Raw genomic sequence first — 15,613 nt, forward strand, 5'->3', positions numbered from 1 at the left:
CCATCAACAGCCCTGTCAAACACTCCTTTCTCTTGCTGGGTTTCCACCTCCTGACGAATTTCTTCTTGCCTGGTCTTTATCGGGACTACATTATCCACGGCGTTATCTATCGGTGTCATGATAGCACTGCCGGGGGAACCCATATTATTGATTGATGAGGCTTGTATAGCGTCAACACCTGATTCAGCATTTGTCTTATTGGGTATATCATTCAACTTCTGGACGGTGTTGTAGTGCTCAGTATCTTGACTATAAACATCATTGCGCCCTTGTCTGAAACCACCATTTATATCCTTCTCTGTGGTCGCTTCGATATTGGCAGCGGCAGTATCTACAGGCTCAAAAACATTCGAATTGCCATTAAAGGTTCCTGAATCAAGGTTCGTTTGCGATACCTGATTTTGAGAATAATTCGACAACTCATTATTCACATATTCTTGCGCGTAAGAATCTCTGTGTTTAATCGCATCCAAATCACCATGATTGGCATCAGTTATTAGCTGTCTAATCTCTGCATCTGACATACCTTTTTCAGACGACATCCAGTTAAAGAATGCGTCATCACCCTTAGACTGAATTTGTGATGATACTTCTTGGGCATAATCCAGTTGCTTAGATGCTTGATCCACCTCTTTAACAGCTTCAGCATGATCTTTAGACGATTGCAATTGGTGACTTAAAGCAGCACTGATACCGTGTTCTGATCCGTCCTGTGTACCAATCTGGAACGTCGCAGTAGAGTCACGTACAGCCGCTCCTTCAGCCCTCAGTGCTTCGCTATACTGCTGGCTCGACATCATTTCCATTACCTTGGTGTAATCATCTTGTGTGATTTGTCGCTCTTCCACCCCAGCTCTGGCAGCTGCACCTGCTTTCACCGAGGCAAAACCAATATCTCCACCGGCTTCAGTTTTCGCATAAACTTCTGCTGAAATGGCCTGGGCTGTTTGCAAGCTCATTCCGTTGCGTTCAGCAAATTGCTCCATAACCCTATTGGTGTTTTCTTGGGCCTGTGCAAATGACTGTCTTTCAGAACTACCCCAACTTTGTGAACCTGTCTCCGACTTGGTTACACGATCAACAACCGAATCAATTTCAGATCTAAGTGCGGCATTGGATTCAATGGTTCTCAATGCCGTTGACTCCTCTCTTGCCGTAGCTTCTGAGAGTGATTGTCTAGCACTTGATGTTGCTACTGATCCATAATTGATTCCCATTGGAGTGTTGGAAGTGGTTACATCACTGTAAACGCCTCCATCGGGCGCAGTGCGCTGACCATTGCCCACGCCATCCCCTGTTGTGATACCTCCCCTGGTATCACTAGGCGCTGCATTAGCCTGGAAAGCACTTTCTGTTTCGTATTTGACGTTACCTAGTTGCTGGTTGCCGGTTGTAGCCTCATCAGACGCTTTAGAAACTGGGTTATCATAACTTTGCATCATTCGACCTGCTAAACCAGCCATCATTGCACCAGACTGTGAAACCATCATCCAGGCGATCATAGGGATACTCAAACTGAGATAACCGGCAATAGCCGCATAGTCATCCAGAACCTGTCCAAGTCCTGTATTAGTCATAACGCTTAATCCAGTTGGAAAACCAGCGCCTGCTTGGACTACGGCGGCTGAGGCTGCATCTTGTCCGTAGTAGCTCATAGCAAAGTGAAGCACCGCATAAAGTGGTGCCCACATATTTATCCAAAACAATGCTTTCGCATATCCCAATAAAACTTTACCTGCCACTGGCAACATGGCCAGAAGCATAACGATTGGGAAGATTGCGTAGATAAATGCCTCAAAAATATTTCTCATAATAGGAAGCATTCGTTTAGCTAATTTACCCATAACCGTGAAGGTTGTTCTTCGCTCCTGCTCTGCTCTCGCCATTGCGAAATCCTGCGCTGCTGCCGCCGCATCAGCTTCATTTGCAAAATTCGTTAATCCCCTTTTCAGGCTGTTGGCCAATACGTTTTGGCCAATGATCCGGGCGTTGTTCATGGACATCCCTGTTAGGTATTGATAGGCAACCGGCATAGATGCAGCAAAGCGTGACACTGCCGCTGTTTGCGTTGCTTCGTTTGGCACCAAACGAACCCCCTGAATATTTGTTGAGTTGGTAATCTCTGCATTCAGGTCATTGGTCAACTGGTTATTCAAACCTGTACGACAGGTAACAATGCTCTTATTGCCTGATCCATCCTGGTAAGTAAAAGATCGTGTTTGCGAGGTATTGCTTCCTAAAAAACCCATCAAATTTGCTGATGAAACCAACTGATCCCATGAATACAAGTCCAACAACAAATCGTAATAGACACAACTTTTCCAGAATTCCGCAAAATTCGATGATACTCGCGGTGTCGTAATCTCAAACCTGGTTGATTCTTCAACCAAATGACTAGCGAATAGCAATCCATTACCGGAATATTGAACCTGATTCGGTAACGCGAACACAGTCTCAAAGGATCTTGTCATCCAGTCGCCAACCTTGCTGAAAGCAGTTGCAGTAAGTCCTAAACCAAGGGGAACATTACCAACTACCGCTGAGTTCGCCGGTACCACTCTATCTGTAATGATCACATTTACCTTTGGAACAATAAGAATCATAACCGTCATTATGATTCCTAAAACCCACTTAACGTCCAATTGCCCCTTCTGAAAGGCGGCATAAATTAGAACCCCAATGAAGCCAATTAAAGCGGCACTCTGTAAGGCTGCTGTATAATCATTATTTCCGAAAATCTGGGCGATGCCGGTAAATATCATCCGTAAGAAATCACCACCACCATAGGTAAATATTTCCCACATTGATTATTTCCCCCACATGGCACTTGTGATCATTCCACTACCCAAGCGACTCATTAAAGCTTTTTCGTATAGCTGGATGCGTTGCTGCATAACAAAATATTGTTCTACATTGAAGTCATTTTCTTTTCTTAACTCACTAAGACCTCGTAAAACACCATCCAAGTCTTCACGAAAATCTTTTATTCGATCTGCTTCAGCCATGCCATCCTTCAAAATAGAGCTACGTTGTTCTACTTTCTCAATAACCGCATTAAGCGAGCGAAGCAGAATATCTTCAGCAATTAACTTGGTGTAGTCACCAGTTAATCTTGAAACATCCGACCCACGAGGAAAATATGCCGCCGTTGCAGCAAGGTACCGATATAAAGGGATCGAAGTTGATGCGATCAATCCTCGTTCCTCATTAGTTAGTGCCGTATCGGTATAAATCTTATTGACGATGCTCGCTACTAGGTTCTCGATGCGAGTGTATAAACCTGTCCAGCTGGGTGTAATGGTCTGAAGTGAACCTGACATTGTGGTACAGCCATTCGGGTTGGACGTTGCGCCACCTGTGCAACGGTATAGCTGAAGGTTGTTGGTTGCGTTATTACCCATTAAAAGAGCGGTATAGATATTTCTGAATCGCTCTTTCTTAACATCACCGACAATGGCCGGTTCAATTATACGAACATCGCTTGGGGCATCATCTGCACTACCAGCATCAGCAATGATTACCGTACCTGTTAGATTCAAAATTACTTCGGCAAATTCAGTATCAGATTGAAAAAATGGATCTTGCATAAGAACGTACCAAGCAAGATTACCTTTAATGAAGTCAATTTTATTCGCGTCACCGCCAGCTGCTTCAGTTGATTTAATGCTGCCACCTGTCGTACAAGCGTAATTGGCGGTATTGTAATCTTCACCAAAGTCCTGCATACGCTTGACAGTACAGTTACCCTCTTTAGCTCCGAAATAGTCCATAGTGCCGCCAACCAAAGCGGTTGCAGCCTCACAGGAATCCATATTCATATTCAGGTATTTGTTAGCAAACGTCTGAATATCTTCCATTACACCAGAGAGCTGAGGCGATACAATCTGAATAGCAAGCATAAAAGCAAGCGACTGAGCGTTCTGTCCAATTGCCCTCAAATTTTCAATAAATTGATCAGCATCAATGGCAGAGAAACCACCGGCATAAAAATCAATACCACCACAACCAGCACTGAATTTTGGTGTTTGGACATTTACAAAATTAAACGGCTGCGTAATTGGTGCGCGGGTCGATATACCACCAAGAGTGGCGTATCGGGCAGACTGTCCTTCATAAACACCTGGGTTCGTTACCGTTGCGTAGTTCATATTACTGAACCAACTATTAACCTTAGTAGCAGTATCAGCAACAGTAGCAATAGGCATTGCTATAGCCATAACAAACGCTGTGATTTTAAATGCTTTATTCATCGAACATCCCCTACTTTCAATGTTGCTGTGCCTTCCAGCTGCTGAGCTGCAAAAAGAACTTTCGTCGTTAATTTTGTCCAGTCGGCATAACCATAACCAACCGCTGACACTGAATTACTATCCGGGTTTACCATGAACACTGCCGGTACCACACTCACATTCAATTTTCTGCCAATATCATAATTAGGCTTCGGATAAGGGTATTCAGGCAAACCCTGACCATCTAATGAGACAGGAATTACAGTGAACCCATATTGCTCGGAAAATTTCTTCAGAACCGGCGCAAAGCGATGGCAATAAGGACAGTCACTTCTAAAAAAGAAGATCAATCCATTCTCTTGTGAAAGTCGATACAACTCATCTTCTTTTAATCTCAGCTGCTCTTGGTTCTGGGCAACAATCGCTTGAGTTGTACGAGGTTTTTGTAACGTATAATCGTACTCTGGTGTCACCCATATTGCCTGTTTAAAACCAGTAGCAAAGTCCTGGGATTGCTGCTGGATCTGATTAGTCATAGCCAAATATCGCTGATAGTTTTCTTTTGTTGGGTTAAGAATTGCTTCAGCTAGGGAATCTTCCCATGCCTCTCCTTGCTTCTTCAGTATTTCCCTGGGAGTCAAAACAGGCGTTGAAGGTGCACCCGATCCGGCCATAGGCTCTGGCCTCTTCTGCTTTTCTTCAACCTCTTCAACTGGATCTTCATACCAGAACCAGCCACGCTCACGATCATTGAAATACGTCTTTGGCTTTGATTGTCTTTGATCAACTTGAGCACCTGCTTCAGCCATTACAGACTGGCTTAAAGCTGAAACGACCATGATTAGGCATAGCATTAACAACCGCATCAGTTACCTCCATCATTTAATTCTGGATAACGAGATTTGAGCTTATCCTGAATATCCTGAGCAACACCGTTTGAATTCGGCGTACTTCCATTGGCTGCATTATTCATAACATCCGAATAAAACTCTGATAAATCCATAGCATCAAAATTTAATGTCTCTAATTGCTCTACTGTAAAGCCGCTGCAATTTGGATTCTTAGCAGAACCGAAATTCTGACCAAGCTGAGCCTTGCCCTGCTCGATGACAATTCGAGCAAGCTTTGAAGGATATGAGCAATAGACATACTTCCGGCTCAGACAACCTAAAATATCGTCTCTATCATTGCAGTAATTTCCAATGTAATGAGTTCGTTTGGCTTCCTTCATTAGGCCCAACTCTTTCTCTTCATTACTACAATTAGCGAGGCCAATATCCGTCCCCCATCCTGAGTCTTTACAACAATTGGCAAACCCCCACTTTTTCTTTGCACACGCCTGGTCTTCGCCTGTAAACACAGTAAGGTTGTCTTGATCTAAATCTTTTGCAATTTCACTTGCGACGGCCATTCCTGTTGCGGCCCGCTGGAAGTCATCTGTTGCAGGTTCATACGTCTGACCGTAATCGGAAGTGCAATCACCATCAGGACAGACAAGTTGGCTTCCGCACATGGATACATGTCGAGCTGACGTTTGATAAGGGCAGCTGTAAGTTATGACCTGGTTCTCACAGTAAGTCCCATTGTGATTTGTACATACAGCACTTTTTTGACCACAACCTTCTGATTCCAACTGGCCGCACATTGGATCTTTTACATAATATGGGTCTGTTAATCGTGAATAATTTCTATCCCATTCCCAACAACTTCGGTACACCGGAAAACCTTTTACATAGCGAGTTGCACTTCCACTCGTGCAAATACTGCTCTTCAGTGTCCCTTTGGTGTGTGATTCACCCGCTGGACAGGTATAAGTATACGATGAGCTTTGCGTACACCCATGAAGGCGTCTAGCTCTAAATTTCAAATAAGCATTACCACCACCACCGACTAAATGACGGATAAAAATAGTATTCCAGCCCACTCTTAGCTTTGGGCGAGCATCAACATTAATATTGAAAGTACGAACGCCCTTCTTTTCGCACTTGTAATTGCCAGGAAATTTCCAACCTAAATCGAACCCGGAATACGTCGAACCACCAATCCCTTGAAAGCCAACGTGTCCGTTAACCCAGACAAACATCCAGTCATCATACTTTACTTGCTCCAAAACGAACTCAGGGATGGTGTTTAAGTCTGTGATATAGAAACGGATCGTATTCTCGAACCACTTACAATCACCGTGACGGTTATTCCCTGTATTGCCATACCAGAATGTGTGGCCACTTGACCCCCAGCCCATGCCAGCATCACCAGAACGAGTAAAATCACTGTCTTCAAAAGGGTCTGGTTGTCCTGCCTCCGGGTTTGAACAGGTGACACTCAGTGTACGCTTACACGTAAAATTAACGGTGTCCTGGTGCCCCGTTACATTGCAGGTTTTGTCCTCAAATTGTGTAACGTCCTTTGTGCCGACAGGAAGGTCTACACACCCAGAATATGTTTCCGAAAGACCGTGTGATTTATTCTTAATTTCTTCATGCCTCATAAACAGAGGATCAGTATCACGGTTAATTGATATTTGTGGTCTATTCGTTCTTGCATCGTTTATGAATTGCGCTGTTGGATTTGTAGAAGCCTCGGACTGCGCCTGATTCTCAATGTTCAACCCCGAGTTGTAGTAACTCGCTTCAGGCACATTAGATCCCTGATAATTAGGTACCGTAGAAGGATCTATATTTTTTCCAGCATCTTTGACCTTGGCATTATTCATACTGTTAGCAAAGTCTTTCCCTGCGGTATTCGCCTGACTGGTATTGCCTGCTAAAACAGATCCAGAACAGATACTGAAGGCAATGGTCAATGCTATTAATAAGCCTCCTTTTTTCATTCTATTTGTCTCCATACTTTGCCAACCATTGGCGAGCTTCGGCCTTTTCTTTATCTGAGCCGCTACGCTCTACTAAATCTAAAAAATACTGAAAGGTTGCAGAACCAGATGCCTTAACGTGTTTCGGAGTCGGGCAACCTGCATCTGTACATAATTCAAGTGGCTCCAATGGCAGTACGAACGTTGGTGCTACGTCTACCGAAAACCTTTGAAACAGAGTTGGATCAATCAGCACACCACCGTCCATTTCACCAGCCAGTTGCTTCAGCTTTATCAATGTCTTCTGAAAATCATCGTCAATTAGCCCGCGAACAACTATCGCAGCTCCTATTTGATATGCCTCTGCAATAAGAGACTTGATTTGGCTCTCTGGCATAGAGAGGCTAATAAGAGCAATTGGGTACTTTGCAGATTCCGCACCTTCAGTCTGACTATTTATTGATTTTCCCGCTGCTAATGCTTTCGCCAAATACCTGTCATCACGCTCTTTTTCCAGGTACTCAGGCATTTTAATATTTAGACCCGGCATATTTGAGGGAAGCGCTTTTAACTTACCCTGCTCCTGGATTAACAGCTTATCTAAGGTACCGTCCTGCTGAATTGTTTCGGCTTGCTTTAACGCTTGATCAATTGCCGTCTGTTGCTCCTGGATGGCATTACGATCAGGCTCCTTGTACTTTGGTGTATCAGAAAAACAAATAGCGGGAAAACACACCATTAACATCATTAGAAGGCGCAGCATGTACGTTTTCTCCATATCAAATAACTGAAATCTTCACCTTGATAAGGAAACTCCTTACCGACTCCCCATATAGTTGATGGAACGCCCAATCCAAGCCCCAGAACATTTTGAGGTATGGGGTACATCATCTGCTGTTTATATTGGTTTTTTCGCAAAATTGGTTGTGGAATGGTTCCGCACATTGCCGCGATTGTCGAAGTGTCTTGAGCTAAAAACTGTCTGTGCATTTTGAAAATATGCTTATGGACTATGGCCAACGAACTATCTACACCACCCACATGACTTGCATGACTCCCATCTAACGGATAAACAGACCCCTGCGATCCAGAACACCAAAACAAAGTATCTAAACCAAACATCGTTGTAGATGCTGCTACGGTATCCGCGACACAAGCGGCTTGAGCTATTGGGTTGGCAAATAAAATAGCTTCAGGATTCAGGACAAACGACAATTCATCATCATCCCACAAAGGATCTAATTCTGAGAGGTATGACATATCGAATGTCTCGTTCACCATGCAAGCACCCTGAGTAATAGCCATACCTAACCAGGATAAAACCGGATATTGGAACCAATGCACATGGTAAAAAGCATTCCCCTGATCCCCATCACCTTCATGATTATTACCCGCTGGAACCGGCAAGGTTCCAAGCACTGCACCACCCAGAGTCGGAGAACACATAGGTGTACGAACAACCTCTGCAACCCTTGCTGGCTCCCAATAGCTCACACCAACACCTACCCTAATGAAAATTGGCGGCGGGGCCGGACAAGTACAAATTAATGGCGGCGGCACATCGTGATTGTCAATTTGACCAGGCGCAGTGATAGGCACCCCACCAATATTGATTGGAAACATACAAAGCCAGCAAATATCTGTTACCGGGTTGGGGAACCGTCCACCGCAAGCGACCGCAGCGGCTTTACCTGAAAAGCCCAGTGCAATAACCAATAGGCATACAAGGCTACTTAATTGGAAATTCTTCAACATATAACACCTTTCCACTTTGTCTTATCACAGCCGGTACCGCCTGAATTCCGAAACGCTCTACTAAATACCCTCTTTGGTCAAAATAGAGCCTCATACCCATTTGCTCAGAAACCGCCAAGTAATCACCGCCAACTAAAATCATTTTGTTGCGAATATCCTGGGCGCAATATGTTTTCAACCAAACGACTTGATCAGGATCATCCCCATCTATAAAGCAAAGCATTTTAGAAAGTGGCTTTACTTCCAAAGGATTTACCTTTGTTCCTGCTTTAAAAAGAACCTTCCCATCTGCATCCGTTAAATCTTTCTCAAGGGTGTAAACAGGATTAATCTCTACCGCTCGGTATTCGAGAGCGCGTGGCAACGATGAACCAGGCGGTCGCTTTGCATAATTTTTAGAACGATCCCTCATTCCTTCGTGCAACCGGTCAAGCTCGCCCGATTCAGTTTTTTCCTTGATTCGTTCGTGAATCACTTCAACTAAATCACGTTCAATAATTGGATAAGTAGTTCCGATACTCCCCAGATCCTTAGCAAAGACCTCAAAAGATGCGATAAGCGCGACCGATAAAACGATCTTCTGAAACCAATCCAATCTGTTCATACCTGCTATCAAAACTATCTGCATGTGGTGTCCAAACAAAATATGAGTTATCGGGAATAACACCAGCCTTGCTTGGCTCTAACGGAATACCACCTTTTGATTGTGTCTTGGCAGCTCCTAAATATTCCCCGTCGATATAAAACAACTGTCCCTGTCGAACTACTGAATCACCAGGAACCCCCTTCAAATACTTCACGAACCAAACATTCTCATAGAAGTCATTTTCTGGTGGCCAAAAGGCTACCAACTCCCCTTTTTGTGGAATCACACCTTTCACTATTAGAAAGACATACCCATCTACGCTGTTTGTTGCGTTAAACCCAAGCTTTACGAAAGGCGAAGCTCCCCAGCCGATCAGCACAATGAAACCTATTCCACACAACCAACGAAACAAGTTCCTTCTGAATCGTGACAGCCGCACCTCACTCTCTAATTTTTCATCATTATTCATTACCCACCATCCGCTTTACCTCTGCTTGAACATAAGCCGTGTAATCAGGAACATCAGAAACAACAGCCGGGGCTACTAATAGAGTGACCTTTTCTTCCTCTCCAATTCGCTTAATCACTTGATCTAATGACTTGGCAAAAGCTTCGCTAATTTCCTTCCGCTCATCATCGGAAAGCTCTTTTTCTCCAAACTCTGTCAGGTGCCCTGCAATGATTTCATCAAGCTTCACAACAGCAACAGTACGGGAATACAAATGGTTATTTGCCAGGGTAAAAACCATAGCTCCAAGCAGCCCACAAATTAGTGAAACAACAACATTCTTCATTTAGCTAAACTCCATTCCTTCCAAAAAGTGACTACCCGGCAAAAAGACCTGCTTTGATTTCTGTATGTAGTCACCCATCAATGATCGGTTAGTGATTTGAACGACAACAACGTCTTTGGCATCAACACCAAACGATGCGTATTTTTCAGCCACTCCCTTTTTCGTCTCTTGATCAACCGCGCTGAAGCTAATCGGCTGCTGGACGTTAACCGAAAAAACCCCACAGAAGGGGGCGCGTCCTGAATTTCCCATTCGGTTAATGAGAAATTTCACCTCAATTGTATCCATCATGGAATAACCCTTGGCGTTATCAAAGCACACCACTATGATACATCAAAATAACATAATTTGAAGTGTTTTTTTAGCGTAACCTCGACTTCTGGAAGTTATGCTACGCATAGCTTTCAGAATCGTGGTCTGCCTGGGTTTAAGGGCGCGGCAAAGAGCGGCCCTTACCTTTAAATGGATCGTACTATCCAAAACAAAAATTCTACCTGCGGGCGCTTTGCTTAATCAGATCCTGGACAGCATCAAAGATATGAATCCCCTTAGCCTCGGCCTCTCGGATATAATCAACCTCTTCAGCTTTGGTCGAATACAGTTTTTCCGTCACCTGATCCACAGTAAAACGGAGTGCGGCCAATCCATTTGGTGAATCGATTGCAAGTTCCGAATATTTACCCTGGATCGTCTCAAGAGACTTAATTACGTCCACCTTCCCACTACTGTTACTCACATGGCCATTCGCTTCCGCTTCCGCAAGCTCACCAGGATCTTGGCGAAGATAGACTTTGAAGTCTGAGTTTGCATAAGCTGCTTTTGCAGTTTCAGAGGCATAATAATCACTGATCTTCTGAGTGATTGTCATGAAACTCCCGCCATGCTTACGCGCTACACGATAACCTTCCTCAATGAACTTACCTGCATTACCGCTACCCAAAAGACGCCAGGCTTCATCAATGATGCACAGTTTTCGTTGTTTCTTATTTCCACTTAAATACATCACCTGTGTAATTCTCATCATCAAAATAAGAAGAACAACTGACTGCAAATCAGGCATCTGATTAAGCGCATCGAGTTCCAACACAACGAAAGGGCTATCCAAATTTACGTTCGATTCACCCTCAAAATAATCAGCATACATGCCGTCTTTTGTGTATGAATGCAGCATTACGGCAAGATCCTTACCTGTTGCGTGCATTGGGCCATCATCCGTATTGTCAGAAAGTAGAACTTCTACCACTGTGCTAATGGTTGACTTGTTTCCATACTTTTCCCAGGTACGCATAATAGACTTCTCCAAAACAGCTCTTTGTTTTGCAGATAATGGGCGTTCTGGTGATGCCATCTGTGCAATAAGCATTTTCAAAAGAGGCAGTTGCTCTTTGAAATACTTAGGATCTTCGTCATTGATTGAGCTGAATGGATTTAGGCAAATATTGAGTTCATCATTACCGAACTCAAGATAAGTCCCCTTCAACAATTTGCAGAGGTTTTTATATGAATGACCGGCATCAATAATGAATGCTCGCCCACCATAACCAAGACAACTAAAAACCCATTCCTGCGTAAAGAACGATTTACCTGAACCCGAGGTTGCACTACAACTCATGTTGTAGTTGCCCTTATCGTTATCGAAAGGGTCAAAATAGGTAATCTGACCACGACGACCATTAAACAGCATCATCGGCGTCTGAGTCCCCTTCCATTCGCCTAACCAGGGCGCAATATTTGTGCACGTCCAGGATAAGCGTGTGCTGAAGTGTCCAAAGACCTGTAATGCGCGCTTTGATTCCTGGCAAAGACCCATAGGCAACGCACCGAGAAAGGAGTGAATAGGCGTATACCGGCTTTTTGATAAAACCCACCCCATAGACTCATATACAGACTTTAATGCTTGTTCACACTCCTGTTCACGCCCCTGGGGCGTAAGCAAAACAATCTGATAGAAAGCGTCCATTAGCTTATTGCCGTTGTCCACCTTCTTAGCCGTGTAGTCCCAATCAACTTTTCTGTCTTTCCACTGAGGAACATATTTAGCCATCGGTGAATCAGCCATTTGTGTAGCGCGAACCGATTTACGTTGAACTTTACCTTTAGCGGAAACCTGATCTGGTGCATTTACCGTCAAGGTTGCAATAAACGGGCATGGGATACGAAGAATATTATTTGTAAAGCTGCCGATTAAATTACCATTTTTGTAACCTGGCCACATTTGCGGAAACTGCCGGACATGATAAGGCAATATTGAATAAGCTTTATCTTTATGAATAAGACTAGACGCACCTGAATCAAACAAAGCCATAGTGTCGTCATCAATAATCTGACTTGAGATCAAATTATTATCATCATAGTCAAGCACCGGCTGTGGCTCATCAGAGGGATTTAAAACCCCATTCATGACGTTTATAAACAATTCCGGCGGCATATTCTGACCGTAGATTTTTGCAGACCTTAGAGTGCCTATTGTTGATTCTCTCGTCCGTACTAACCGCTCAATATCATCATCAGAAACATCCGTTGCCGAAAGACCTTTAGGGATCGGCATTGTGTATGAGATAACAAGATGAAAATTACGAAGTAAAAAAGCTTGATCGGTGAATAATGAACTCCACTTCCCTTGGCTCATGTAATCAACACGATTATTAGCCAATGTTTCAAATATTGCAGACAAAGATTTGTCTGTTGCATTCCCTTTGGTAGCAGCCCAACGATTTAAAACAGGCTCTACATTAGGGTCAGCAATGACAGAAATCTGAATTGTGGTATCAGCTTTGTGATTCTGATTAAAAAAGCCATTCAGCGTTTTTAATTCGGTAGGCGATACGCCAGTCCCTGGACTGGCGTAGAGCAAAAAACCAACCGTGTCACGGTTATAATAAATTCCCGTCTCTTTATCATAAGCTTCGTATGGAAGAATGGACGAAAGAGAAAAACGCTCAGCAAATTGCTTCATAACAGCAATGCTAGGCACTTCACCGCCCTTCTTGTATTCCACCCCAGGGGGAACATCATTAACCAAAGCTGACTTTATTTTATCGGTAAACTTACGCTTTGTTGCGTGAAAACGATCAGCTAGTGTTAGTTGATTACCCATTCAGAATCCCTCAGACGAACATAAACAAAACCACCTGCATTTAAATCTTTTTCTTTGTCTTCCCAAGAATTAAATAAAATTCTTAACACAACAGGCTTTGTTAAAATTGGATCACCTGGCGTGTTGTAGTTCAAAGTACGATGCGCCTGACCAACATGGACATGAGCATCACTTTCACCACGAGAGCCTTCACTTTTCTCTTCATCATAAAGAGTACGGCGGTAATCATGATACCCATCGTTAGTACGGTCATAGACCGTACTAACTGGCTGACACCCAGACTCAGGGAATTGGCCACAGGAATAATTTGTTGCACATCCACTCATGAGTGAAAAAGTAAAAGCTAAAAATAGTAATTTTTTCATTGCTTATGATCCCGTGTATTGCCAATCAAATTTTTACCAAAATCAGTGCCGCCCAATAAAATAACTTCACCAATTCTATTCGCATCAACTTCGATAATTGGATAAGTTTCATTTGCTCTAGCTATGTAAAAATCAGCAATTTTTTCAAGCGCATTGGCGGTACCTGTAGCTAAACCTGCCTCTACAGTTTTATTTGGATCAATGGTTGTAACATTACCCAATGCACTGGTAGAAACCTGCTGATACTGTTGCGAAATTGAATTACCCATGCCTGAAGCAACACCGGCTAACAACGATTTAGCTATTAATGATCCTTGTTTGCTAACCAAGCGGCCACGTAAACCCGCCTTACCGTCTTCGCCAGCCACATAACCCTTTACGCCCTCTTCAATAACATCACCATTAACAAGTACACAGGTAAGTGTTTCTAGGCGTATGTGTGCACGTTCGCTAGATATATCGCCATGAGCTGCACCAGTAACATGGCAGTTATCTACATCGCTATTCCAATAATTAGGTAATTGGCCAGCATCCATGACTCTTAACAAAACAGGAACAGGTTGTGACTTGGCCTGACCACCTGTTGGAGCATCCATACCTGATAAAAGAACAGCTGTAGCAAATGATCCGGTTGGCAAGTAATGCGAAATGTTTTTCGTCTTACTTTCACCGCCCTCGCCATTTAATGGCTCATCAGAAAGGCTAACCACTTGAATTGTGCTAACTGGCTGACCATTTTGGTTTACCGCTTGGCCATTCGAGTTGTAATTAGCCGAAGGCGTTTGAGAAGGCGGCGGCGGCAACGACTTATTAACAAACTGCTGTGTTAGTTGCCCTGGCGCTGGTTCTTGAGGTGCTACCGGCTGCTGAACGGGTTCAGGGGCCGGTGGTAATGATGTTGCTGGCAATCCAGACGATGTAACAGGGGTACCCTGAATACCATTAGACCTATTGGCTTCGACCGATTGAGCGACTTCATCCAAGCGATCACGTAACGCTTTATTTTCACTTTGTAACTCTTTTAATCGTTTTTCAGATAACGCAATCCACGTTTCTTCAGCGCTGACAGCACTACTGCTTTTGGCAGTGAAATCTTTCATTACTTCTTTGGCTTTTTCAGCCTGGATTTCCATTGGTGTTGGTTTTCCACGGTTTGGATCACTCAACCACATTCCTACCATCATCAAAATAATAAAGGCTGAAAAACCACCGATGGCAATAATAAGTTGCTTACGCTTTGTTTTTGATGGGGCTTCCATTACTCACCTCCTACCGGCTTGCGAACAACATAGAGAAAAGTAGATTCACCCTTACCCAATGATAAGCGTTCAAGCGCTACAGCTTGAACGCGAGTTCCAAAATCCATAAATTCGCGCTCATGGAAGTGCATTTCTTTTTCACTTATATTTTCGATGGTATAAATTTCACCCAACAAATCTTGTCCGGTATAAATACGTCTTAGGACAATGCTTGTTTCAGCCCATAAGGGCACTTCCTGCTCTGAGTCATCGTAGCTATAGCCATCAATGGACTCTCCTAATGCCATACCCTTAAACAATCGCTTAACACGATCCACATACGGCGCTGAACGATACTCAGAACCCCTTCCAACACTTTTCCTGGAAGCAGCCGGTTTTAGCACAATAGTTTCTGAAGGGATGTCATGCTGCTGAGCAACAACGGTGTAAGTTGCTCCCATATCATCACGAACAAAAAATGAGAAAGCAGCTGGGGCAGACCTTGAAGGGCGAACAAAGATTTCACCTTTGTCTTTATCAGGCTGTATTTCTAAGATACCGGCAGATCCCCACACTTTATCAAGGCGACCCTCACCATCGACTGTCACTCGCGTTAGCTCACGAGAAGATATTTTGACCGTAATCGTGTCACCGTCCTTAACTTTGAATTCTTGGGCAGCACTTACATTTGAGGCAACAAGAAACATCGCAAAGGGAAGTGACACGAACCATAGAAGCCA

General features: G+C 43.7%; 14 protein-coding genes. All 14 read right to left on the bottom strand.

What is annotated here, in order from left to right; translation table 11 throughout:
* On the bottom strand, positions 1-2,804 hold a 2,804-nt coding region (locus J8M00_RS26915; RefSeq protein WP_211013448.1), incomplete at its 3' end, for a conjugal transfer protein TraG N-terminal domain-containing protein.
* Positions 2,805-2,807: 3 nt separating this feature from the next.
* Positions 2,808-4,250: a conjugal transfer protein TraH gene (locus tag J8M00_RS26920; protein ID WP_247687594.1), complete on the bottom strand. Its 1,443-nt coding sequence runs from the start codon at positions 4,248-4,250 to the stop codon at positions 2,808-2,810.
* A complete protein-coding gene (locus tag J8M00_RS26925) occupies positions 4,247-5,095 on the bottom strand; it encodes a conjugal transfer protein TraF (protein ID WP_247687595.1) in 849 nt (282 codons plus the stop codon). The genes J8M00_RS26920 and J8M00_RS26925 overlap by 4 nt, the downstream gene beginning before the upstream one ends.
* Entirely contained in the window at positions 5,095-7,059 is a 1,965-nt protein-coding gene (locus J8M00_RS26930; RefSeq protein ID WP_211013449.1) for a conjugal transfer protein TraN, read from the bottom strand. Before J8M00_RS26930 ends, J8M00_RS26925 begins: the two co-directional genes overlap by 1 nt.
* 1 nt (position 7,060) lies before the next feature.
* Positions 7,061-7,801 carry a type-F conjugative transfer system pilin assembly protein TrbC gene (gene trbC / locus J8M00_RS26935; protein ID WP_211013450.1) on the bottom strand — a complete coding sequence of 247 codons (741 nt, stop codon included), beginning with the start codon at positions 7,799-7,801 and terminating at the stop codon, positions 7,061-7,063.
* Complete coding sequence (traU, locus tag J8M00_RS26940) at positions 7,786-8,793, bottom strand: conjugal transfer pilus assembly protein TraU (protein WP_211013451.1); 1,008 nt, start codon at positions 8,791-8,793, stop codon at positions 7,786-7,788. The genes trbC and traU overlap by 16 nt, the downstream gene beginning before the upstream one ends.
* Positions 8,768-9,421 carry a type-F conjugative transfer system protein TraW gene (gene traW, locus J8M00_RS26945; protein ID WP_247687596.1) on the bottom strand — a complete coding sequence of 218 codons (654 nt, stop codon included), beginning with the start codon at positions 9,419-9,421 and terminating at the stop codon, positions 8,768-8,770. Before traW ends, traU begins: the two co-directional genes overlap by 26 nt.
* Entirely contained in the window at positions 9,336-9,848 is a 513-nt protein-coding gene (locus J8M00_RS26950) for a S26 family signal peptidase (protein ID WP_211013452.1), read from the bottom strand. Before J8M00_RS26950 ends, traW begins: the two co-directional genes overlap by 86 nt.
* Complete coding sequence (locus J8M00_RS26955) at positions 9,841-10,173, bottom strand: TrbI F-type domain-containing protein (protein ID WP_211013453.1); 333 nt, start codon at positions 10,171-10,173, stop codon at positions 9,841-9,843. Before J8M00_RS26955 ends, J8M00_RS26950 begins: the two co-directional genes overlap by 8 nt.
* On the bottom strand, positions 10,174-10,464 hold the full coding sequence (locus tag J8M00_RS26960) for a hypothetical protein (RefSeq protein WP_211013454.1): 291 nt from the start codon (positions 10,462-10,464) through the stop codon (positions 10,174-10,176).
* Positions 10,465-10,663: 199 nt separating this feature from the next.
* Positions 10,664-13,270, bottom strand: a complete 2,607-nt coding sequence (traC, locus tag J8M00_RS26965) for a type IV secretion system protein TraC (RefSeq protein ID WP_211013455.1) — start codon at positions 13,268-13,270, stop codon at positions 10,664-10,666.
* The gene (locus J8M00_RS26970; RefSeq protein ID WP_211013456.1) at positions 13,255-13,635 is read right to left on the bottom strand and encodes a TraV family lipoprotein; all 381 of its coding nucleotides are present in this window, start codon (positions 13,633-13,635) and stop codon (positions 13,255-13,257) included. Before J8M00_RS26970 ends, traC begins: the two co-directional genes overlap by 16 nt.
* Entirely contained in the window at positions 13,632-14,894 is a 1,263-nt protein-coding gene (locus J8M00_RS26975) for a TrbI/VirB10 family protein (protein WP_211013457.1), read from the bottom strand. The genes J8M00_RS26970 and J8M00_RS26975 overlap by 4 nt, the downstream gene beginning before the upstream one ends.
* Positions 14,894-15,598, bottom strand: a complete 705-nt coding sequence (locus tag J8M00_RS26980) for a type-F conjugative transfer system secretin TraK (RefSeq protein ID WP_211013458.1) — start codon at positions 15,596-15,598, stop codon at positions 14,894-14,896. The genes J8M00_RS26975 and J8M00_RS26980 overlap by 1 nt, the downstream gene beginning before the upstream one ends.
* Between the last annotated feature and the right edge of the window lie 15 nt (positions 15,599-15,613).

Origin of the sequence: Pseudoalteromonas luteoviolacea, from assembly GCF_018100925.1 — a bacterium.
GTDB classification, from domain to species: Bacteria; Pseudomonadota; Gammaproteobacteria; order Enterobacterales; family Alteromonadaceae; genus Pseudoalteromonas; species Pseudoalteromonas obscura.